At 39.5% G+C, this 22,935-nt stretch carries 25 protein-coding genes; 15 read left to right on the plus strand and 10 right to left on the minus strand.

Annotation, left to right across the window (positions count from 1 at the left end; all coding sequences use genetic code 11):
• Nucleotides 1-44 precede the first annotated feature (44 nt).
• A complete protein-coding gene (locus ACFJIZ_RS12405) occupies nt 45-398 on the minus strand; it encodes a YtxH domain-containing protein (RefSeq protein WP_379084335.1) in 354 nt (117 codons plus the stop codon).
• Nucleotides 399-585: 187 nt separating this feature from the next.
• On the minus strand, nt 586-3,156 hold the full coding sequence (locus tag ACFJIZ_RS12410; RefSeq protein WP_379084338.1) for a lamin tail domain-containing protein: 2,571 nt from the start codon (nt 3,154-3,156) through the stop codon (nt 586-588).
• A gap of 74 nt (nt 3,157-3,230) precedes the next feature.
• Here ACFJIZ_RS12410 and ACFJIZ_RS12415 point away from each other — a divergent pair, with 74 nt between their 5' ends.
• From ACFJIZ_RS12415 to ACFJIZ_RS12465, 11 genes are all read left to right on the plus strand, one after another.
• The gene (locus ACFJIZ_RS12415; RefSeq protein ID WP_379084341.1) at nt 3,231-4,223 is read left to right on the plus strand and encodes an aspartate-semialdehyde dehydrogenase; all 993 of its coding nucleotides are present in this window, start codon (nt 3,231-3,233) and stop codon (nt 4,221-4,223) included.
• Nucleotides 4,224-4,311: 88 nt separating this feature from the next.
• Complete coding sequence (gene dacB / locus ACFJIZ_RS12420; RefSeq protein WP_379084344.1) at nt 4,312-5,718, plus strand: D-alanyl-D-alanine carboxypeptidase/D-alanyl-D-alanine-endopeptidase; 1,407 nt, start codon at nt 4,312-4,314, stop codon at nt 5,716-5,718.
• A gap of 161 nt (nt 5,719-5,879) precedes the next feature.
• Nucleotides 5,880-6,878 carry a proline iminopeptidase-family hydrolase gene (locus tag ACFJIZ_RS12425; RefSeq protein ID WP_379084347.1) on the plus strand — a complete coding sequence of 333 codons (999 nt, stop codon included), beginning with the start codon at nt 5,880-5,882 and terminating at the stop codon, nt 6,876-6,878.
• Between the two features lie 266 nt (nt 6,879-7,144).
• Nucleotides 7,145-7,654: a GNAT family N-acetyltransferase gene (locus ACFJIZ_RS12430; protein WP_379084350.1), complete on the plus strand. Its 510-nt coding sequence runs from the start codon at nt 7,145-7,147 to the stop codon at nt 7,652-7,654.
• A 63-nt stretch (nt 7,655-7,717) separates the two neighbouring features.
• The gene (locus tag ACFJIZ_RS12435; RefSeq protein WP_379084353.1) at nt 7,718-8,278 is read left to right on the plus strand and encodes a serine hydrolase domain-containing protein; all 561 of its coding nucleotides are present in this window, start codon (nt 7,718-7,720) and stop codon (nt 8,276-8,278) included.
• Nucleotides 8,279-8,304: 26 nt separating this feature from the next.
• Entirely contained in the window at nt 8,305-8,781 is a 477-nt protein-coding gene (locus tag ACFJIZ_RS12440) for a hypothetical protein (protein ID WP_379084356.1), read from the plus strand.
• A 74-nt stretch (nt 8,782-8,855) separates the two neighbouring features.
• Entirely contained in the window at nt 8,856-9,326 is a 471-nt protein-coding gene (locus tag ACFJIZ_RS12445; protein WP_379084359.1) for a hypothetical protein, read from the plus strand.
• A gap of 38 nt (nt 9,327-9,364) precedes the next feature.
• Nucleotides 9,365-11,323, plus strand: coding sequence for a beta-N-acetylhexosaminidase (locus ACFJIZ_RS12450; protein ID WP_379084362.1), 1,959 nt, complete (start codon nt 9,365-9,367; stop codon nt 11,321-11,323).
• A gap of 76 nt (nt 11,324-11,399) precedes the next feature.
• On the plus strand, nt 11,400-12,725 hold the full coding sequence (locus ACFJIZ_RS12455; RefSeq protein WP_379084365.1) for a glycosyltransferase family 39 protein: 1,326 nt from the start codon (nt 11,400-11,402) through the stop codon (nt 12,723-12,725).
• Nucleotides 12,692-12,922 (plus strand): hypothetical protein, encoded by a 231-nt coding sequence (locus tag ACFJIZ_RS12460; protein WP_379084368.1) that lies wholly within the window; start codon nt 12,692-12,694, stop codon nt 12,920-12,922. Before ACFJIZ_RS12455 ends, ACFJIZ_RS12460 begins: the two co-directional genes overlap by 34 nt.
• 435 nt (nt 12,923-13,357) lie before the next feature.
• Nucleotides 13,358-13,849: a DoxX family protein gene (locus ACFJIZ_RS12465; RefSeq protein ID WP_379084370.1), complete on the plus strand. Its 492-nt coding sequence runs from the start codon at nt 13,358-13,360 to the stop codon at nt 13,847-13,849.
• A 35-nt stretch (nt 13,850-13,884) separates the two neighbouring features.
• On the opposite strand, the gene ACFJIZ_RS12470 is transcribed toward ACFJIZ_RS12465, so the two are convergent.
• The 3 genes from ACFJIZ_RS12470 to ACFJIZ_RS12480 are packed head-to-tail and all read right to left on the minus strand — an operon-like array spanning nt 13,885 to nt 16,470.
• On the minus strand, nt 13,885-14,256 hold the full coding sequence (locus ACFJIZ_RS12470; RefSeq protein ID WP_379084373.1) for a hypothetical protein: 372 nt from the start codon (nt 14,254-14,256) through the stop codon (nt 13,885-13,887).
• Nucleotides 14,235-15,281: an AsmA-like C-terminal region-containing protein gene (locus ACFJIZ_RS12475; protein ID WP_379084376.1), complete on the minus strand. Its 1,047-nt coding sequence runs from the start codon at nt 15,279-15,281 to the stop codon at nt 14,235-14,237. Before ACFJIZ_RS12475 ends, ACFJIZ_RS12470 begins: the two co-directional genes overlap by 22 nt.
• A gap of 34 nt (nt 15,282-15,315) precedes the next feature.
• Entirely contained in the window at nt 15,316-16,470 is a 1,155-nt protein-coding gene (locus ACFJIZ_RS12480) for an AsmA family protein (protein ID WP_379084379.1), read from the minus strand.
• A 142-nt stretch (nt 16,471-16,612) separates the two neighbouring features.
• Between ACFJIZ_RS12480 and ACFJIZ_RS12485 the strand changes: the two genes are divergently transcribed.
• From ACFJIZ_RS12485 to ACFJIZ_RS12500, 4 genes are all read left to right on the plus strand, one after another.
• Complete coding sequence (locus ACFJIZ_RS12485; RefSeq protein ID WP_379084382.1) at nt 16,613-17,083, plus strand: hypothetical protein; 471 nt, start codon at nt 16,613-16,615, stop codon at nt 17,081-17,083.
• A 38-nt stretch (nt 17,084-17,121) separates the two neighbouring features.
• Nucleotides 17,122-18,315 (plus strand): M28 family peptidase, encoded by a 1,194-nt coding sequence (locus tag ACFJIZ_RS12490; protein ID WP_379084385.1) that lies wholly within the window; start codon nt 17,122-17,124, stop codon nt 18,313-18,315.
• Entirely contained in the window at nt 18,315-19,307 is a 993-nt protein-coding gene (locus ACFJIZ_RS12495; RefSeq protein ID WP_379084388.1) for a metallophosphoesterase family protein, read from the plus strand. Before ACFJIZ_RS12490 ends, ACFJIZ_RS12495 begins: the two co-directional genes overlap by 1 nt.
• 66 nt (nt 19,308-19,373) lie before the next feature.
• Nucleotides 19,374-19,769 (plus strand): acyl-CoA thioesterase, encoded by a 396-nt coding sequence (locus ACFJIZ_RS12500; protein ID WP_379084391.1) that lies wholly within the window; start codon nt 19,374-19,376, stop codon nt 19,767-19,769.
• A 7-nt stretch (nt 19,770-19,776) separates the two neighbouring features.
• On the opposite strand, the gene ACFJIZ_RS12505 is transcribed toward ACFJIZ_RS12500, so the two are convergent.
• From ACFJIZ_RS12505 to ACFJIZ_RS12525, 5 genes are read right to left on the minus strand one after another with little or no spacing between them, the layout of a single operon-like run.
• Complete coding sequence (locus tag ACFJIZ_RS12505) at nt 19,777-20,274, minus strand: shikimate kinase (protein WP_379084393.1); 498 nt, start codon at nt 20,272-20,274, stop codon at nt 19,777-19,779.
• On the minus strand, nt 20,271-20,441 hold the full coding sequence (locus tag ACFJIZ_RS12510; protein ID WP_379084396.1) for a DinB family protein: 171 nt from the start codon (nt 20,439-20,441) through the stop codon (nt 20,271-20,273). The genes ACFJIZ_RS12505 and ACFJIZ_RS12510 overlap by 4 nt, the downstream gene beginning before the upstream one ends.
• Nucleotides 20,377-20,700 (minus strand): hypothetical protein, encoded by a 324-nt coding sequence (locus ACFJIZ_RS12515; protein ID WP_379094192.1) that lies wholly within the window; start codon nt 20,698-20,700, stop codon nt 20,377-20,379. The genes ACFJIZ_RS12510 and ACFJIZ_RS12515 overlap by 65 nt, the downstream gene beginning before the upstream one ends.
• Nucleotides 20,701-20,715: 15 nt before the next feature.
• A complete protein-coding gene (locus ACFJIZ_RS12520; RefSeq protein ID WP_379084399.1) occupies nt 20,716-21,771 on the minus strand; it encodes an ABC transporter permease in 1,056 nt (351 codons plus the stop codon).
• Nucleotides 21,772-22,923 (minus strand): BT_3928 family protein, encoded by a 1,152-nt coding sequence (locus ACFJIZ_RS12525; RefSeq protein ID WP_379084402.1) that lies wholly within the window; start codon nt 22,921-22,923, stop codon nt 21,772-21,774.
• Nucleotides 22,924-22,935: the final 12 nt, after the last annotated feature.

The raw sequence follows: 22,935 nt of genomic DNA on the forward strand, positions 1-22,935 counted from the left end.
TCATAGCAACAGATAGAACCTAAAAATAGGTTTTTAATTTATCTTTAGCTGATTGATTGTTCTGTATGCTCCCCTTTACCGGTTTCTTGAATATGATTTTTAACAGCAGGATTATTCCTTTTTGTGGCTTTACGTACAAAAAGAGGGGCTTCAGTTTCGGCCATTTGGGTAGCACCATTCATTTTGTCCATTATTGAAGCATAAGAATCTTTAACAGTGTTGCCTAGGTCCTTCGCCTTTTTCGAAATCAATCTCCGCGTATCCGTACCTTGAGCTGGTGCAAATAAAACACTAATTACTGCGCCTGCAGCTAAACCTGCAATTACTGCCACAGCTACTTGGGCATTGTTATTAGACCTATAGGCCAAACATTGTGCAATCAATTTTCTGTATTTCATAACAAACATCTTTAAAGAAAGAACAACCACACTTACATATTGTTTAAATTAAGATGAGTTATTTGCTTTGATTTCGTCACCATTACAGAAATTTTGCGCCAAACTTTTTGACATTAAGAAGTTAGGGCAGTTAAGAAAAACCTTCATCTTCTTCAGGCCTTAATGTTTAAAACTAAAAGCCTCTTTTTCAATTCAGTTTGGCAGCCAATACACAGGTCTGTTTAAAGCTTTCCATCCTTCCATTCAGTGCAAAAGCATCAAATTTGATGATGTAGATACCTACTTTACTTTGTTGCCCTTTGTCGTTTGTGCCATCCCATATAAAATTACCAGCCGTTGCAATTGAGGTGTTTCTGGCTAACTTTCGAATCAATATACCTTGATCAGAATAGATATTAACGTTGGCCAATTGACCATGGTGTACAAATTGATAGTCAATCTGCAGTAGGTCTTCAAAACCATCGCCATCTGGTGAAAACGTTTTATTGACTAAACTCACCTTATTTTTAGCAAGGTTTGGGTCTTCCTCTTGCGAATTACGATAAGTTGGTGTAGCAAAACCAAGCGCAGCAGCAGCAGATTTAAAATTTCCAATCTCAGCAGTAGGCTTTACATAAGAAACCCTTTCTAATGATACGCCATCTGCATTTCGCAAAAGGGCCAGGTGCATGTCTTCGTGATAATCCAATTGATCAATTACACCATTTTCATTGAGTAGGATTACCGTTCCTTTATCATTGTTATAGGTTGGAAAACTATTGAGTTGTACAAATTGATTTGGAAAATCGACATGATACTGCTGCTTGATGAGGGTTGGATTTGTAGTTAGTACCCAATGCGTTTTCGGTTGAATATATTGCGATAGGTTACTCACCACCTTTGCATTCGCTATGTCTGCATTCGCTAATTTGAGTTCTTTTAGATCGAGCACATGGTCAGTATAGTTATAGACCTCGATAAAATCTACTCCACCATTTTTGGGGTTCACCAAAATTTCGCTGATTAAAATATCCCCCTTCTGAATGGCCTTGGCTTTAAATATTTTTGCCGTATTCGCATTTGGGTCTATTACATTGCCTGCACAATCGGATAAATTGCTTACTGTAATTACATTTTCTACACCTCTAACCAAAGGATTTGCGAATTTTAGTTCTACCGTTGTAAAGACTGGGCCTTGTGGGCTAGCTGTAATTGGAGAACCAATACCATTATTGATATTGTAATTACCAACCATCGCAGCTGCAGCATCATCAATAGATTTGCTAAATGTCAATCTAATGGTTACCTCATCTACAATACTTGCCTGTAATAATTTAGGGGCTACAGCATTGAGTTGATGTTGATAAACCGTATTCTGTTGACCAGGGGTCCCACCAGTAACAGAATTACTCGCCTGCCAATTTTGGATACCCGTACAGCTATTGTTGGGATCGAGCAACTCCAAACTGTAACCGCCTTGCTTTTTCAGTTCATCTTTGTACCAATCAATGGTATAGGCCACTTCATCAATTACGGTTCCTATTCCATTCGATAGCTTTAAAACATCCTTATCGTTATTTAAACTCGGCCAAGTACTCAAACCAATCGTTTTGCCATAAATACTAAACAATCCTACATCAGCATTGGCAGCTAAGATGACTAGTTCTTTTGGTTTTAAGGTATCATTGTTAAAAGTGTAGGTGCTTGTTAGGTCTTCATACTTCCATCCTTTTAATAAGATGTACTCATTTGTGGTATTCCATAACTCTACAAACTCGGCATTGGGTAGGCCTACCTGTGGAAAAGGGTCGGCAAAAATTTCATTGATTACCACATCACCTTTTTTGGCCAGATAAGGTTTAACATAAAATAAATTAGCACTATCATTTGCACCGATTTTATTCCCTTTAACATCTGTGACGTTATTTACGGTCAAGGTATAAGCCCCAGATGATAAGGCAGTGGCAAAGGTCAATCGATAAACATTGGGCAGAGCCGTAGCCAAAACAGTTAACGGATTTCCAAGTTTAGTCAGCTCATAATTGCTGTTAACCAATGCTGACACAGGTGATAAACCTTCGGAGAAAGTAGCCTCAATTGTAAATTCGTCTATTGTTTTGATACTGAGCAAAGTGGGTGCAGTTACATCAGGGCTAAGCTCATCTACACTAAAATCGTCAAAAATAAAACCATCAGATCTGATTGCTGTATACCTGCAATAAATGCCAAACCACTTGGTATTGGTAAATGTCAGATCAGTTACCGTCCCCTCCAAAACGTAGTTTTTACCCCCTGTAATATCGGTATACAATTCCCACTTGCCCAACTCATTTCTGGTTACGCGAAGTCTGGCCAGCAGGCTGTTTGCATTGGCTCTGGTTTTTGGTGGACCATCTATGATCTTGCTTATGGTGGTGCCATTTTGTCGATACAGATCGTAACTATCTGTGTTACCAGTCTCCCCAATCTGGATAAAATAACCATTTAATGGTCCATTTAGCTCCTGCTGATCAGCAATTAAATAAATTCTTGCCTGGTTGGTTGGTGCCGGATCAAAGTTCAACTGCACACTAAATTCCCACTTTACATTAAGTGCCAAAGCATTAGCCGTTGCCAAGATAACTGTTTGAGCAGTAGTACTTAACTTAGACTGCAACTGCTTAAAATTGTTGACGAAAAAAGAATTTTGACTACCCAACCAAGGTGGGTTTGAAGTGAAATTACCGTCGGTAAAATCATCAGAAACTTGACCGAATGTAAGTTTAACACTCAGTAACATTAAAAAAAGTAAAGTTTTTCTCATATTTGGTAGATATTAAGAATAAACTCAATATAATAAAAAAACAAAGAAAAATGAAAGTTGCAGTAGTAGGTGCTACCGGATTGGTAGGTACCGTTATGTTAAAAGTATTGGAAGAAAGAAATTTCCCTATCAGCGAATTAATTCCCGTTGCTTCAGAAAAGAGCGTTGGTAAGTTAATTACGTTTAAGGGTAAGCAGTTTCCAATCGTTAGCATGGATACTGCAATTGGGATGCGACCAGATATCGCTTTGTTTTCTGCTGGCGGAAGCACCTCATTGGCACATGCACCACGTTTTAAAGAAGCGGGTACCACGGTGATCGATAACTCTTCGGCCTGGAGAATGGATCCAGCCATTAAATTGGTTGTTCCAGAAGTAAATGCCAATACCTTATCTATCGACGATAAGATGATCGCCAACCCAAATTGTTCAACCATCCAAATGGTAGTGGCGTTAAAACCATTACATGATAAATATCGCGTTAAACGCGTAGTGGTTTCTACTTATCAGTCGGTTACTGGTACAGGTGTTAAAGCGGTAGACCAGATGATGAACGAGCGCAAAGGAAATTTTGATGGCGAAATGGCCTATCCTTACCAAATCGATTTGAATGTAATTCCTCAAATTGATGTATTTACCGAAAACGGATATACCAAAGAGGAAATGAAGATGATCAACGAAACCCGTAAAATTATGGGCGACGACAGCATCCGCTTAACAGCTACAACGGTTCGTATTCCGGTAATGGGTGGTCACTCTGAGTCAGTGAACATCGAATTTGAGAATGATTTTGATATAGCAGAAGTAACTGCATTGTTAGCAAAAACAGAAGGCATTATCGTAGTTGACGATATTGCCAACCTAAAATATCCAATGCCAAAAGATGCACATGAAAAAGACGAAGTTTTTGTGGGCCGTATCCGTAGAGACGAATCGATGCCAAACACGCTAAACATGTGGATCGTTGCCGATAACCTGCGCAAAGGTGCAGCTACAAATGCTGTACAGATTGCCGAGTATCTGGTAAGAAAAGAATTGGTATAACCACCACTTATAATTTAAGGATGTCCAATTGGACATCCTTAAATCTATAGCCTCATTTCATTCGAGTTTTAAACCTATCCCTCTCTCGATGTTCAAAAGAACCCTATTTTTCCTTTTAAGTGTAGTTCCAGTTTTAGCTTTGGCCCAATTTCCAGTTGCGAAATTAGACCAGGCCTATCAAAGTCTAGTGGCCGATGAGCAGGCCAAATATGCCATCACCTCACTTTGTATACTTGATGCGCAAACAGGAAAAATCATCTATGCCAAAAACGAGAACATTGGTCTGGCTACTGCTTCTACTTTAAAGACCATCACCTCGGCAACTGCTTTTGGTGTATTGGGTAAAGACTTCAAATACCAGACCACCTTGGCCTATAGCGGAAAGATCACTGCCGATGGTACGCTACAGGGCGACCTCATTATTATCGGTGGTGGCGACCCAACATTAGGTTCGTGGCGTTATGAGCAAAGCAAGGAAAAAGTAGTACTGAATACTTGGGTAACCGCCATTAAAGAAGCAGGTATTAAAAAAATTGAAGGTGCCATTATTGGCGACGATAGTTTATTCGGTACCCAATCTATGCCCGAAGGCTGGATCTGGCAAGACATGGGCAATTATTATGGTGCAGGAGGTTCTTCATTAACTTGGCGAGAAAACCAATTCGACATCCACCTTAAACCTGGATCTAGTACTGGTGCAGAAGTAGGCATCCAAGAAACCGTTCCGGCCATGCCTTACTTAAAAGTAGTAAATGAGCTCAAAACAGGTGCTGCAGGCTCTGGAGATAACGCTTATGCCTTTTTGCCTCCATACAGCAACTTGGCCTATCTGCGTGGCACCTGGGGCATGGGAATTGGCAAGGCGGGCATTTCATTGGCTTTACCTGATCCAGCCTATGACGCAGCCTATCGCTTACAAGATACTTTGGCAAGATTGAATATTGCCAGCAACCAAGCTACAACGGCCAGAAGGTTAAACCTAGATGGCAAAAATGTACCTAGTTTAACCCAAAAACTATCTACCATCAGCTCTCCTGACCTAAGTGAGATTGTATACTGGTTCAACAAAAAAAGCGTAAACCTTTATGGCGAGCAGTTATTAAAAACCATTGCCTGGAAATCGGGCAAAACACCAAGCACCAGAAATGGAGCCGCTGCAGTGATCAATTATTGGAGTGCCAAAGGTTTGGATAAAAATGCGCTCAACATTTTAGATGGTAGCGGACTTTCGCCAGGCACCAGAGTAACCACTTTGGCCATGGCCAATATCCTATTTCAGGTACAAAAAGAAGATTGGTTTGCTGCTTATCAGAACTCATTTCCAGAAAACAATGGCATGAAATTGAAAAGTGGCAGCATCAATGATGTTTCTGCCTACGCAGGTTACTATACCGACAAAAATGGCAACAAATACATTGCTGTGATCAACATCAACAATTACAGTGGCTCTGGCATCTCCAAAAAACTGTTTAAGGTTTTAGATGCCCTGAAATAGCTTTAAATTTTCCTGGATTTAAAATGGTCGGCAGCACAATGGCACTGCTCTTCAAAAAACAAGTACCTTCTACCTTTAGGGCTGCCAGTGAAATAAAGCAGATGTGATACAAAAGAGCGGGGAATTTTATATATTCATCCTTTCAACCAAATCACAATGCAATGAAGACCAGAAACTTACTTTACATAGGCATTATTTTAAGTTGCCTTTCCTTTTATGCCTGCACGCCTAAGAACACCGCCGAAGGCACTTCTTCTTATTTTGCAACAGCAGATACAGGCGTATTGGATGGTGGCGTAAAAATGATCCCCATCGAAACCCCAAAGGGAAAGTTTAACGTATGGACCAAACGTTTTGGCAATAATCCCAAAATCAAGGTATTGCTTTTAAATGGTGGGCCTGGTGCTACGCACGAGTATTTTGAATGTATGGAAAGTTTTTTGCCACAAGAAGGCATTGAATTTATCTATTATGATCAATTGGGCTGTGGCAATTCAGACAATCCAAAAGATACCGCCATGTGGGACCTAGGTCGATATGTGGAAGAAGTAGAACAGGTGAGAGTTGCATTGAACTTGGACAAAGACAATTTTTATTTATTGGGCCATTCGTGGGGTGGAATTTTAGCCATGCAATATGCACTGAAATACCAACAGCACCTCAAAGGATTACTCATTAGCAATATGATGTCGAGCATTCCTGACTATGGAAAATATGCAGATGAAGTATTGGCCAAACAGATGGATCCTCAGGTATTGAAAAAAATCAGGGATATGGAAGCCAAAAACGACTTTGAAAACCCAGAATATATGGGCCTATTAATGCCGAATTTTTACGTTAAACATATCTGTCGGATTCCGCTCGACCAATGGCCAGAACCTATCAATCGGTCTTTTAGCAAAATGAACCAATCGCTGTATGTAACCATGCAAGGACCAAGTGAATTTGGTGTTTCTGGTAAATTGTTGAAATGGGACATCAAAAACCAACTCAAAAATATTACTGTACCCACTTTAAGCATTGGTGCACAATACGATACCATGGACCCTAAACATATGGAATGGATGGCATCGGCCTTAAAAAATGGAAGTTACCTGTATTGTAAAAACGGAAGCCACATGAGCCTTTATGATGATCAACAAACCTACATGAAGGGATGATCAAGTTTATGAAAGGTGTAGATGCTGGCGAAAATAAGATCAAATTTTAACAGCAAATGATCAAGCTCAACCATCAAGACATGGAATACAGAAGGCAATCAGCAACTTAGTACTTCTTGTGTCTTTGTGGTAAAAACAATTGCAAATAAAAATGACAACCGCCAAGACACGAAGTACACCAAGCAATCAGCAACTTAGTCCTCCTTATGTCTTTGCGGTAAAAACAAGTCATAATTGCAGTTAAGCAATAATAGTAAACAGAAATTATGGAATTTGAACTCCGCCCCTTTCAACATGGCGACCTGAGTAGCTTGGTCAAATACGCCAACAATTACAATATTGCCAAAAACTTAAGTAATAAATTCCCCTTCCCTTATACACAGGATGATGGTATTGCATTTATCAATCTGGCTTTATCATCCAATCCCTTACAGATATTTGCCATAGTGGTAAACGGTGAAGTTGCAGGTTCGATCGGTGTGCATCCGCAGGCAGATTTTTACTGCAAAAATGCAGAAATGGGTTATTGGATTGCCGAAGATTATTGGGGACTTGGTATTGTTCCGAGTGCCATCAAATTGATGATCAATTATGGTTTCAGTACTTTCGACATTACCCGCATCTATGCCCGGACTTTTGATACCAACATCAAATCGCAAAAAGTATTGGAAAAAACAGGATTTAAACTAGAGGCCGAACTGAAGGAAACCTTTTATAAAAATGGAACCGTTTACGACGAAATGGTATATGCTGTACGGAAACCTTTAAACCTGTAAGTATTTGTACGCTACATGTAACTATTAAAACAATGGGATGTCTTAAATAGAAATCTCTCCATCATGGCTACTTTTTACAAAAACAGTACTTTAGTTCTGCTGATGACCTTGTTAACAGGTTTTCAAACATTTGCTCAAAAAAGTAAGGTATCGCAAATTGAAAATTACCTCAATAAAGCGCATCAAAATGGACTTTTCAATGGCAATGTATTCATTGCAGACCAGAACAAGATGGTTTTAAAAAAGGCTATTGGTTATGCCGATGCTTCCAAAAAAATACCGCTTACTAGCGCTTATCGCTTCCATATTGGTTCAATAGCCAAAGAATTCGATGCCGTAGGCATCATGATGTTGCAAGAGCAAGGTAAATTAAATTTGACTGATAAGGTATCGAAGTTTTTCCCTAACCTACCCTCATGGGCACAAAAGATAAGCATCAAGAACTTGTTGCAATACACCAGCGGGCTACCAGACATCAAATGGAGTACCGTACGTAATGACACCGACAACTGGAAAGACCTACAAGCATTACAACAACTTGATTTTGAACCAGGAAGCACTTATGCCTATAACAACAACAATACGTTTATGCGCAGGCGATCATTGAAAAATTATCGGGTTTAAGCTTCAGTGATTTTGTATTGCAAAAAATGTTAAAACCAATAGGTATTAAAAATGCACTAATAGACCCAACTGGTCAGGCGCCATTGATGGCAAAGGCGTTTGACAACAATTTTAAACAAGATGGCTTGGAAGTACCAATTTCTGGCTGGACCTGCCTAAATCTGGATGACTTTTATACTTGGATGCAAGCCATTAATACCTTCAAGATCATTAGCCCTGCTTCAACACGTGAAATCATTACACCTTTTGCCCCAGATCAACAAACAGGCTTGGGTGGTGGTAACATGAAAGGCAATCGTTTAATTACCCACACACATGATGGAACGGCAATGCATTACCAGGCATTGGCTATAACAGCTACCGATAAAGGGAGAACGATCATCCTGATGTGTAATCAAAAACAAGGTAATCTTTACGATATCGCTACAGCTATAACAGCAATTTTAGACAACAAACCTTACGCCCCACTACGGAAGGAGATCAATAACCAGCGTTTTTTATAGTGTGAATGTTTTTTGGTAGCTTACATATATGTTTGTTGCAACATGTAATTCTTCAACCCTAAAACACAACAGCTATGAACAGGAATTTACCCCTTATTCTTAAGGCAGGTCTATTGGTCGGTACATTAGATATTACGGCGGCACTTTTAAACTTCTATATCCAAACAGGTAAAAATCCAACTATTGTATTAAAGTATATTGCCAGTGCAGCCTTAGGTAAAACAACAGCGTATGAATCTACTCTGGTGATTTTATTGGGTTTGCTGTTCCACTTTATCATTGCTTTTGCCTTTACGATCTTCTTTGCTATGATTGCGGATAGGTTATGGCGATGGTTTAAAAACACCTATCTCATTGCAGCCCTATATGGAATCTTTATTTGGATGGTCATGAATTTATTGGTTGTTCCCAACTCATTGGCACCCAAAATTCCATTTACTTGGCAAAATTCACTTTTAAATGGTGTAATCCTGATCATTTGCATCGGTTTTCCACTTTCTTACCTATTCTTTAAAAATAAGCAGCCCAATTCGTTTAATAATTAATAAATTGCAGTTTAAAATTTAACCCTGATTTACCATTCATGAGACTAATCGTATCTTTCTTCCTCCTTTTATTGACGTGTACCCATGTTTCTGCACAATCTATCGAAGGCAATCCAGAAACTTTTTCAAACAACGAACCTGTAGCCAATACAGAAATTGCCATTATCCCCGAACCTGTAACTGTAATTAAACAAGCTGGTCATTTTATATTACCAGCAAACATTACCATACAGGCCAGCAGATCAGCAGAGCTGAAACAGACCGTTGCTTTTTTACAAGAGCGCTTAACAACAGCTACTGGACATTATGTAACAACCGTTTCAAGTCCATCGCCTGCTGCTACTTTCAGGTTGATCTTAAATGAAAAAGCTGATGGTACCATTGGTGCAGAAGGTTATCAGTTGAGCGTAGGCTTAAAACAAGTAACCATTAGGGCCAACAAACCAGCTGGTCTATTTTATGGTGTACAGACCTTATTACAATTGTTACCTAAGGAGATTGAAAGTAAAGAAGAGGTAAAAGGGATCAAATGGACCATGCCATGTGTTGAAATAACCGATTACCCACGTTTGGGATGGCGTGGCTTGATGTTCGATGTGGCCCGCCATTGGTTTACCAAGCAAGAAGTGAAACAGTACATCGATGCCATGGTACGTTACAAGTATAACATTCTGCACTTGCACCTAGCTGATGATGAAGGTTGGAGAATTGAGATCAAAGGCTTACCAAAACTAACCGAGATTGGTGCTTGGAGAGTAAACAGAACGGGTACATTTGGCGATTTTATTCCACCAAAACCTGAAGAACCTCGCAATTACGGTGGGTTTTATACACAAGAAGACATTAAAGAACTGGTACAATATGCAAAAGAACGTTTTGTAAACATCATGCCTGAGATTGATGTCCCTGGGCACAGTTTAGCGGCAATTGCAGCTTATCCAGAATTATCATGCACACCAGACGCTGTCAATTACAAAGTACGCAGTGGCGAAAAAATAATGGATTGGAGTCGTGGTGCCCCACCACAAGGTATTGTAGACAATACGCTTTGCCCTGCCAATGAGAAGGTCTATGTGTTTTTAGATACCGTATTTAGCCAGGTTGCTAAGCTATTTCCATTTGAATATATCCACGTTGGTGGCGATGAGGTTGCGCGTAATTTCTGGGAAAAGAACGACCAGATTGCCGCCTTGATGAAACGTGAAGGTTTAAAGACCATTCCAGAAGTGCAGGCTTATTTTGAGAAGAGAGTAGAACAGATCATCACTTCGAAAGGTAAAAAGTTTATGGCTTGGGATGAGGTTTTGGAAGGTGGTGTTTCGCAATCTGCTGCTGTAATGAGCTGGAGAGATATGAAATATGGTACCGAAGCAGCCAAGGCAGGTCATGAAGTGGTGATGAGCCCAACCCAGTTTGCCTATCTCGATTATATGCAGGCTGATGTGATGACCGAACCTAAAGTTTATGCTTCATTGCGTTTGAGCAAATCGTATGAGTTTGATCCAGTACCAGAAGGTGTAAATCCAATTTACATTAAAGGTGGGCAAGCAAACTTATGGACAGAACAGGTATACAATATTCGCCAAGCGGAGTACATGACCTGGCCAAGAGGTTTTGCCATTGCCGAATCTGTTTGGAGCCCAAAAGAGAAAAAGAACTGGCCAAACTTTTTTGCGCGTACCGAGCAACATTTTAAACGTTTAGACATCGCCGAAACCAAATATGCACCAAGTGTTTATGACCCTATCTTTTCAGTAAAAAGAAGTGCAGATAAACAATTGGCTGTAAGTTTAAGTACGGAAGTAGAAGGTTTGGATATGTATTACAGTTTTGACAATTCTTTCCCTGATCATTTTTACCCAAAATATACCACGCCGTTGGTACCACCTATTGATGCAAAAGTTTTAAAAGTGATTACCTACAGAGGGAAAACTCCAGTTGGACGTATGATGAATATGCCAATTGAAGAACTGGAAAAAAGAGCTGGTAAAAAATAACTGGCCAACTCATTTTGCCAAGCACAACGTTGTAACAATCGGCTTTATTACAGGGTCTAAAAACAAATATCCTACAATGAAGAAAGGTACCGTTTTGCTTGGCATTTTCATTTTGGTCAAGATGATCTTGCAGTATGTATTGGTCAATCCAGTATATGAACTCCACCGCGATGAGTTTCTGCATCTAGACCAAGCCAAACACTTGGCATGGGGCTATCATTCAGTTCCACCATTAACTTCATGGGTCTCGTGGTTGATCCTACAATTGGGCAACGGTGTATTTTGGATTCGCTTCTTTCCTGCCCTATTTGGTGCACTAACCATTCTAGTGGTGTGGAAGACCATCGAAAGCCTGAAAGGAAGTCTATTTGCCTGCTTTTTGGCAGCATTAGGACTTACCCTATCTACTTTGCTAAGATTGAACGTACTCTATCAACCTAACTCATTAGATATCCTCTGTTGGACCTTGTTATTTTATACCCTGGTCCGTTTGGTCCAAACTGCACAATATAAATGGCTGTATCTAATGGCCGTTACCTTTGCTTTTGGCTTTTTGAACAAATACAACATCGCTTTTTGTTTGATTGCATTGCTCCCTGCTTTGATCTTAAGCCCACAAAGAAAGTTGTTCTTAAAACCTCAGTTCTATGGTGCATTGGCACTGGGTCTGCTCATCATTGGTCCGAATCTGATTTGGCAATTTCAACATGATTTTCCTGTATTTAAACATTTAAAGGAGCTCAATGATACACAGCTGGTAAACGTAAACCGAATGGATTTTGTAAAAGAACAGGTCTTTTTCTTTTTGGGTTCTATTTTCATCCTCATTGCAGCTTTTGTTTCCTTTTTTAGTTATCCGCCATTTAAACCTTATCGGATCGTATTCTGGACCTATGCTTTTGCCATTGCCTTATTTATCTTTTTAAGGGCAAAAGCCTATTATGCCATTGGTCTATATCCTATATTTTTTGCTTTTGGTGCCATTTATATCAGTGATGTTTGGCAAAAAGGTTGGATGTATTACCTACGTTTTGTAGTAATTGTGATGATCCTGTTTTTCTTCTGGCCTTTGTTCAGGATTACAATGCCGACTAGAACGCCCGAAGACTACGTGCAAGCAGCAAAAGAGGGCAAGCCATTTAGTTCACATACTTGGGAGGACGGAAAGAAATATCCCATCTCTCAAGATTTTGCTGATATGTTGGGTTGGAAAGAGCTCGCCCGCAAAACAGATTCCGTTTACAATAGTTTACCAGATAAGGAACATGTATTTATCCTCAGCAATAATTATGGAGAAACTGGAGCCATTAATTATTACACCAAGGTTAAGGGTTTGGAAGCCTACTCATTTGATGCCGATTATATCAATTGGATGAAATTAGGGCCAGGATCAAAACACTAATCCGTGTTAAGGAAGCAAGTGATAGCGACCTGACCCGAGAAAAGACATTGTTTGGGCATATTGTTGCCGTAGCCAAAATAGAAAATCCTTATGCCCGCGAAAAGGGCACGCAGATATTGGTCATGTCTCAGCCAAAAGCTGATATCAATAAAATCATCAGACAGGAGATAGCACAAAAGAAAGCCGGCAAAGATTAAACAGCAATGAATGTCAGTCTGAGCCTGTCGAAGACCAGGCCAACAACACTTATACTTAATATAGTTCGACAACATAGGCACATAGGGAGCATAGACTAGGCATCTAAACATATATGCAACATGAGATTCCTCGTAGACAATTAATAAAGAGGAATGTCAGTCTGAGCCTGTCGAAGACCAAACTAACAACGCTTATACTTAATATAGTCCAACAACATAGGCACATAGGGAACATAGACTAGGCATCTAAACATATATGCTACATGAGATTCCTCGTAAACTAGGAATGACAATTAATAAAGAGGAATGTTAGTCTGAGCCTATCGAAGACTAATTCAACTAAATCATTCATTTCCAGTCCATAACCTATATATTTAATTTGTTAAACTAAATATATTTTGTAACTTAATATAAGCTTAAAAAAGGAGGTTTATTATGAACGTTATCCAAAAAGTTGAGCACTGGGGCGATGCCCATCAAGCAAAATGGTTTGCTGTAGTCCGCATCGTATTGGGCTTAATAATTTTCAGTAAAGGTATTGCACTCATTAGCGATACAGGCCAGCAACAAGATATTTTATTCAGGAACAGTGTTTTCGGCTTTTCAGAAATGATGTCGAGTGTAGCCATACACCTCGTAGCCTTCGCACATCTGGTTGGTGGCATTTTGATCACCATTGGCCTAGTTACCCGTTTTGCAGTGGTTATTCAAATTCCGATTTTGGTCTGTGCCATCCTATTTGTCAATATCAGCAATGGGTTTTCGGCATTAAATTCAGAATTATGGTTATCGGTAATCGTATTTTGTCTTTTGGTCTTGTTCTGGGTAATGGGTTCTGGCGTATTTTCTGTAGACCATCAATTAGAAAAAAACATTAACGACCACCTAAATCGCTCTAACTTATTTCAATTATTTTCTAATGCATAAAAAATGCGTTTCGGTTTGAAACGCATTTTAAAATATCAATTGTTTGTCTTTTTATTAAAGAGGCCTTTCAGTTTGTTGCCTATTTCTGTGGTTGCTTTTTCTACCGCTTTCTTTTTCAGCGTATCCACTTTTTCTTGTGCCTTTGCCTGCAATTCTGCTTTCTTTTCTGCCACTACTTGATCAACCACTGCTTTCGCTTCGGTTTTACCCTCTCCGGCACCATATTTTAACTTAATGCTCGGTTTAAGAAAAGTGCCACCTAAAACTGCGTTTACCTTAATGTTATCGCTCATTGATACATTTGTTCCAACTTTGCTATTTAAACTTGCTATAAGGGCATTAGCGGCTTCATTTGCCTTGCTACCCAACATTGCCCTTGGCACATTTAATCCCAACTGATAGTCCATGGTTTGGTCAATTCCATTAGATCCTGCACATTCATCACCATGCCTTTGGTCTTGATATCGAATGGCGCAACATTTAAACGGCCATCCTTGATCTTAAACTTGGTCAATACATTATTTAACTCCAGCTTTTTAAATTCATTTGAGCCTAAAGATGCCGCTAGTTTGTTTATCGGTTCAAAACCATCAACAATTGCTTGGATGATATTGGTTAAACCCTCTGCATTGATCGATGAATAAACGGGCATCATATGCTCGTCTAAGTCTGAGTTGAATTTTAGATTGGTAGAGAATATTCCCTTGGCAAACTTGGCAATAGGTGCCAATAATTTTACGGTATTGAAAGCTCCAAATGCTTGTTGGATATCCATTTTTTCGATACCAAAATCAATGTCAACTTTAGGTTTCTTCGGATTGATCGTAGCATAAGAACCGTTCATCTTCACCGTTCCATCTAACATGTTCAGGGCCATATCCTTAAAATAAACCGTTTTATCTTTTACCTGTACCGCACCTCTTGCATTGCTGATATCATATTTGTCGTAACTTACCTTGGCGGCTTTTACAGTCAGGTTAAAATCAATATTGGCTGGCACTTCAAAAACCGACATCTTTGCCTCATTGGCTACAGGTTTGGTTTCGGTGCTTGGTGGGCCCATCAATTCGTTTACATCAATCAAGCCCGACGACAAGTTGAAATTTCCTTTTAACAACTGGTTTTTCCTGAATACATAATTCAAGTAGTTGTTAATGGCTCCATTGGCCGTAAAATCACTTTTTCCTACTTTAGCAACCAAATTACTCAAGGTGATGTTCTGCGGACTAAAAGTCATTTTAGCAGAAGGCACGCTTACCGGCATGGGCACATTTTTACCCGCATATACAAAATTGCTGGCCTGCATCTGCCCAGACGCTTTAAAATCTTGGTATTGCCCCTTGTCAATGGCCGATTTACGACCAGCTGCCTGCACATCAGCATTTAAGACCCCACTCAAACTCATGTCTTTGATTGGAAAGATTGTTGTCAATTGTTTAAGATCAAGGTTCCCTTTTAAGGCCATGTCAACAAAAGGATCCGCTCATTGGGGTTTTAACCAATAAACGACCATCAATTGGGGCTGCACCAAACTCTAGGTGAAAAGCAGGAACGTCAACAACGGTATGGTCTAAAACACCATCAGGGTTTGAGATTGTCGATTTTACTTGGATATTGTTAATGGCTGATGGCAATGAAGGATACTTGATCTTGCCATTCTCGATGGTCAGGTTTACATTAAAGGCTGGAATAGTATGTTCATTATAAGTACCTTTTGCCGTACCGTTCATGGCAAATTTTCCAGTGGCTGCCAGACCCTTAAAGTTTGTAGCATAAATAGCCGGAATCAATGAAAGGAAATTTTTCAGGTCAGATTTCTCTGCACTAAATTTAAAGTCCATCACCATATCCTTGTCATTTGGCATAGCTAGGTAACCTACAGCCGATAGCAAAAGCTCATTGAGCTTGATATGGTTTTCGCCAAAGGTAAATTTGAACTGCTTCATGTCCATGTCCAATGGCAAGTCTGCATCTAACTTCACCTTGTTCAAATAAGGTACGCCTCCATATTTTACGGTTAATTTTTCAATATCTGATTGGGTCTTTAAGGTAAAAAGATCTTGGGTAAAATCGCCTTTGCCCGTATGGTTTAAGTTTTCGGCCTGTACAAATACACCTAGCGAAGCATCATCGTAAGTCAGTTTTCCCTTTTCAATACCATACTTCTGCAAGGCAACCTTAAAGGAAGTCTTTACAGTATCTGTTGCCGAAGCTGCACTATCGGGTTTCATGATATCCCAATTGGCCTTTCCACTTTTCAGTACTTTTGCATAAATGGTAGGCTCATCCAAATTGATGGACTTGATTTCGTAGGTCTCACCTTTGATTACACTCATCAGATTTAGATTGAGTTGTGTCTGTTTAATTTTTGCAAGGGTATCCATGGCAAAACTATCCACCCCAACCACGGTCAAATTGTTCAATTTTATCCCCAAATTGGGAAAGGAACTAATGAGGCTTAAATCAAAATCACCAAAATCTATCTTCGCATTTACTTTATTATTAATAGAGGATTTAACTTTTGCGACAATTTCTTTTTTAAAGAATAAGGGTACACAGGCTGCTGCTGCAATTAAAACAACAAGGAGAACGGCAATGGTGATGGCTATTTTTTTAAACATAAGGGTTGTATATTGATATTTTTCTTTCTTTAAAGGCAAATCGTAAGCCAATCATCTTACTCAACTACCTTTTTTAGATTTAGGTATTAATATCTATAATTTTATTGATAAACTTATTACCTTTCAGCTTTATAAAATTCTAATGAAAAAAAATCTCCTCTTCGCATTATTATTTGTCTCGGTGGGTGCTTTTGCACAAAGCCAAACTGCAAATTATTTTAAGCTTACCCGGGCAGCTTTTAATGAGAAAAATGCCTATGCTACCACCGCCTTTGTAGAGCAATATTTTCGCGTACCGGGCAATACAGGCTTCGATGCCAGTATCCATTATGTAGAAAACATCTTAAAAAAAGCAGGTTACGTACAAGAAAAGGCAAATGAATTTGAAGGTCCTTTAACCTATCGCATTGAAAAGAGACCTATGAAACGCAATACGTGGGAGCCTGTAAATGCAAGTGTAACGATTGTTGGGGAAACGCAACCATTGATCGCCTTTAAAACCAACCGCAACATGATTCCGATCAACTGCCCTTCTACCCCAGCTGGTGGAGTAACTGCAGAAGTTGTTTTTGTAGGAAAAGGGACAGCTGCAGAGTTGGAAGGTAAAATCTAAAGGGAAAAATCTTATTTGCTGATGCTGCTGCCGGAAGATTGGTAAGCCTTGCGGTTAAAGCAGGTGCGATTGGCGTAATGGGTTATTCTGTACCTAAATATAATCAACCTGAGAAATACCAGACTTCTATTTCTTTTGGCAGTATGCAGGCCAATGCGGGAATCTGGTCGTTGTTCCTTTCTTATGGTGTAAAAGAGAAACTAAAAGCGGCCTGTTTAAAAGGTGCTGTCAACTTAAAAGTAGACATCCAGACCAAAATATACCAAGCTGAAGAATTAACGATTGTAGCCAATGTAAAAGGAAGTATAAAACCTGACGAACGATTTGTGTATAGTGCACACGTACAAGAGCCAGGTGCCAACGACAATGCCACAGGTGTTGGAACTTTGGCCGAAATGGCAAGGGTAACTGCCAATTTGATCAAATCGGGTCAACTGAAACCAGAAAGAACGTTAACCTTTTTATGGGGTGATGAAATTGTATCTACAGGCAGGTACATTACCGATGATAAAGAACGTGCAAAAGGGATTTTATGGGGTATGAGTTTGGATATGGTTGGAGAGGACACCAAAAAAACAGGTGGTTCTTTCTTGATCGAAAAAATGCCAGACCCTTCTGCCATCTGGACCCGTGGAAACGATAAACATACTGAATGGGGTGCTGGTGACGTGAAAGAAAAGGATCTTTTCCCACATTACTACAATGATTTTATCTTTGACATCTGTAAAGAACAAGGAAAATTTGCCAATTGGACTGTAAACTTCAACCCTTTTGAAGGCGGTAGCGATCATACTCCGTTTTTACAGAACAAAATCCCTGGCTTGTTGATGTGGCATTTTACAGATGTTTTTTACCATACCGATAACGATAGGATTGATAAAGTATCGGCTACAACCATGAAAAATGTTGGAGTGAGTGCCTTAACTGCTGCCTATACTTTGGTTACGGCAAATGAAAGCACAGCCACAAGCACTGTAGACCAAGTTAAAAAAGATGCTTTGGCGCGTTTAAAAATAGAATTTGAGTTGAGCAAAAAAGCAATTGCAGACGGTAAAGCTATTGCAGACGAAAAACACATCATTGAAGTTTGGAGCAAATGGTATACGGATGCCTTAGCTACAATTGGTAACATGGCGGTAAAACCAGAAACCACAAGAGTAGGTTCTGCCATCAAGTTAGCTACAAATGAGGTAGAAAAACAAACGCAAGCATATTTGGCCGAACTGAAATAATGAAATTAAGTTGGTTGGCTTTTGCTTTTTCAGTAGGGTTATTTATAACTATCATCGGAGGTTTACAAGGGCCTAAAGCCCTTGCTCCAATTGAGAAAGACAAATTCTTTAAAATTGCAGTGATCAGCGACCTCAATTCTGGTTATGGCTCTACACTATACCATCCAGATGTTAGGGCTACACTCAAAGAATTGGATAGCATTAAGCCAGACATGATCTTATGCGCTGGCGATATGGTGGCAGGCCAGAAACTAACTTTAACGGAGCAAAATTTAGCTGAAATGTGGCAGAGCTTTAACAGCAATATTTTAACTCCGATAAAAGCGATGCAGATTCCTTTTGCTTTTACGGTTGGTAATCATGATGCCTCCCCTAATTTTGCAAAGGATAGGCAAATGGCAAAAAATTTCTGGAATGAAAACCAGAACCAATTGAGATTAAAATATGTAGATCAGACCAACTTTCCTTTCTACTACAGTTATTCGCAGAACGATGTCTTTTTTATAAGTTGGGATGCCGCAGGGGCACTTGTGCAAGCTGATGTTTTTAAATGGATGCAAGACCAGCTCAATTCTGAAAAAGCAAAAAAAGCTAAACTAAGAATAGTGCTTGGCCACCTTCCGATATATGCAATCGTGGAGAGCAAGAACAAACCAGGAGAGGTTTTGGCAGCAACGCAACAGATTACAGCTTTTTTTAAGCAAAATAAGGTCGACCTATACATTAGCGGACATCAACATGCTTATTATCCTGCTCAAGAAAATGGACTTAGGTTACTAAATACAGGTTGTATTGGCGAAGGTCCCCGACAGCTGATTGGTAATCCTACCGCAGCAACAAGAGCTTATACAATTATTGAGGTTCCCATTAAGGATTATAAGAATTTCAAATACAAAACTTTTATACCTCAGCAAAAGACCGAAATCAAGTTGAGCAATCTTCCTGATTCAGTTGTTGGTTTCAATGGTGTTTCAAGACGTGAAAGAAATTAAGTTTCTTGCATTCAGATGAGCAATTCTCCCTCAGCTAATGCTTAACTTAGTATCAAACATAAGCATATGAATTTCCATACACGAAAATGGGTAAAACCCGAAGACTTGAATCCTAATGGCGCCTTATTTGGGGGCAGTTTATTAAGATGGATCGATGAAGAAGCCGCCATCTATGCCATTGTACAATTAGAAAATCCGAAAGTGGTAACCAAGTACATGTCTGAGATCAACTTTGTAAGTTCTGCCAAACAGGGAGACATTATCGAATTGGGTATTACGGCCACTTCATTTGGTACGACTTCCATTACCATGTGCTGTGAGGTAAGGAACAAGATCACCAGAAAAAGCATCCTAACAATAGACAAGATTGTATTTGTGAACATCAACGATTATGGTCATCCAACACCACACGGCAAAACAACGATCAAATATATCGAAGAACAATTTGAAGATTTGAGTTAACGATTGTCTAAGCTTTCAGTTTTTCTTCCAACAACTCGGCATCTAGATCAAAGGCATTGACCACGAGTTGGGCCTGTGTATAGAACAAGTCTCGCTCTGCAAGCTTATTTTGGATAAAGACTAGCAATTGTTCATCGTCCATATCTTTGATCAACGGTCGCTTTTGACGATTGTGCAACCTCGAAACCAATTGCGCTGGTTCCATTTGTAGGTAAACAGTTTTTCCGTTGGCATTCATCCAATCCATATTGTCGAAAAAGCAAGGCAAACCACCGCCTGTGGCCACTACACAAGTTTCTGGATAAGGATAATTTTTTAAGGTTTCTCTTTCCAATTGTCTGAAGGCCGCTTCTCCATTCGCTGCAAAATACTCAGCAATGGTTTGACCTTGTTCGGCTACAATAACGGCATCTAGGTCAATAACTGGGCATTCCAAGCCATTTGCCAACTGTTTGGCTTTTGTACTTTTACCACAGCCCATAAATCCTATCAAGAAAACCTTCATAATTGTTGATTGCGTTTGAGAATGATAAAATCTGTTACAGGAGGCGTGATTCCACTCTCCTTAAACAATGTAGCAATCTGTGCCCTATGGTAAGTAGAATGGTTAAACACATGGAATAAAATATCTTTGACAATGCCCGTATATTGATTCTCCGGCAAAGGTGGCATAGCTTATTTCTCTATCTATTGGAATGGTTTGAAGGACTTGATCCAACAATTCAAAATTTTCTTTCGAAATTTCGGTGAATAATCCGACTTCATAATTTTCCCAAACTGTATATTTTGGCTGACGACCTAAAATTCTACAAGCCCAAACATGCTGCGCATTGAGCACATGGCAAAAAAGTGCATGTGCCTTTGGCGAAATATTCTCTTCGCGCTGAAAGATGGCAATCAATTTACCGTCTGCAGTTTGGGTATAATGCATGATCTTTCTAACATCTTAAGCTAATTTAACCCTTGGACCTACCCAAGCATACAATAGATCTACCAATATATTTACGATCACAAATACAAAAGCAATGAACAAAATAGAACCCATTACCACAGGGAAATCAGACATTTCTAAAGCAGTAACCGTTGTTCTGCCCAAACCATTGTAGCCAAATATATATTCAACAAAGAAAGAGCCTGCCAATAGCGAGGCAAACCATCCCGAAATAGCGGTAATTACCGGATTTAGGGCATTTCTCAAAGCATGTTTATAGATAATGGCATAACGCCCCAAGCCTTTGGCCTTTGCCGTACGGATATAATCTTGGGCCAGCACATCTAACATCGCACTTCTTGTCAACTGAACAATAATGGCCAAAGGCCTTAGCCCTAAAGTGATCATTGGCAACCACAGGTTTCTCCAAGTAATGATTTCGCCTTTAAATGGGTCGTAGCTATACAAACTACCACTCATGTTCAGTCCGGTGTAATCTGCCAATACAAAACCAAAAAGCCAGGCAATAATGATTCCCGCAAAAAACGAAGGGGCAGAAATACCCAATATCGCAAAAGAATTGGCTGCATTGTCTATCCATGTTCCTTGGTGTACCGCAGAAACCACACCCAACAAAACACCGATCAATGTAGCAAAGATCATGGCTGTTAAAGCCAATACAAAGGTATTGGGTACCGTTTCTGAAAGGATGGTGGTTACATCTCTTTTGGTTTGATAAGACCTTCTTAAATAAGGAAATTTAACTACAATCACATCTTTACCAACCTTAAACAATTGTTGATAGTGGTATTTCTCTTGATTTTCTGCTGTTGCAGGATGGATACTGATCGGAGATAGATCGTTGATGTAAAGAAAAAACTGAACAGGTTTAGAACGGTCCAATCCAAATTCTTTACGTATGGCTTCTAACGATTGTACATCAGACCTTTGTCCCATGGTCATCCTTGCTGGATCACCTGGCAAAATATTAAACAACACAAACACCACTAGGATTACTCCAGCCATTACCGCAAAGCCATAGGCCAACTTTCTAATTGCGTAGGTGCCCATTTATTTACTGAAGTATTTTTTAGAAAGCTCTTCAAATGACGGTAGGTTATGGTAATGCCATTTATTGATTACCACTCCATTTTTCAACAACAATATTCCGGGATTTGCCCTGACCATACTTTTTAATGGCACCGCATCCGCATAGAACACTTCCATAAAAAGTTTCATTTTTTTACTGAAGGCATCTGCATCAGCAGCAGAATTAGAAGTCAATAAAACCGTGCGGATATTAAACTGTTCCGCAGCGTTCAATGCCAAAGCGTTGGTTTCTGCAATACCTTCTTCATCGGTATGACTTAAATCATAAGCCACAATCACCAGATTGTAATAGGGATTTTCAATCAGTTCTTTTGTATAATCAGTACCAGATGCATCAGAGACAAACAGATCTTTGATTTTTACATCATAGCCTTTCTTAATCAGTTTCTTTTCTGGGTCGCCAACTACTTCCCAGTTATTGTCTTTCCAGATTTCCAATTTCATGTAATCCTTATCGCTCATGGTCTTGGTTTCGCCTGTGGCTTTGTTTTTCAACTGGTACATGATCAAAAACTCATCTTGTGCTGCGCCCGGTGGAATCTTCATCGACTCTGGAATACTTGATCCAATTTTATAAGGCAAGAAATCTATGATCGGTAAATAGTTGTAGGTAAAAGTGCCAAAGAATAAGGAAGCTGCAAAAACAGCAGAGAACAAGCCACTTTGCCAACCTGGATGGTTGGTTACTGGATGTATATTTTCTCGTTTGATGAAAAGGTAAACAATCATCACCAACAAGATCAGGTCTTTGCCAAATGATTGCCATGGTGTAAGCGGAATGGCATCGCCAAAACAACCACAAGAGGTGACTACCTTAAATGCGGCCGAAACAAAGGTTAAAAAAGTAAAGAAAACAATAAGCCCCAAAAGACCTTTAAGCACTTGGTTTCGCCAAAAGCCAAACAGCAGTAAAGCACCTAAAACAATCTCCAACACACAAAGCAGAATAGCGATACCTGTTGCCCAATTGCTTAAAAAAGTGATGTGAAAAACGTCAAAATATTCTTGCAGTTTATAACCAAAGCCCAATGGATCGTTGGCCTTGATCAGCCCCGAAAAGATAAATAAAATCCCAACAAACCATCTCGAAAAGTTTAAAGCTATTTTCTGCATCATCATTAAGTT

The sequence above is a fragment of the Pedobacter sp. UC225_65 genome (genome assembly GCF_042698365.1).
Classification (GTDB): Bacteria; Bacteroidota; Bacteroidia; order Sphingobacteriales; family Sphingobacteriaceae; genus Pedobacter.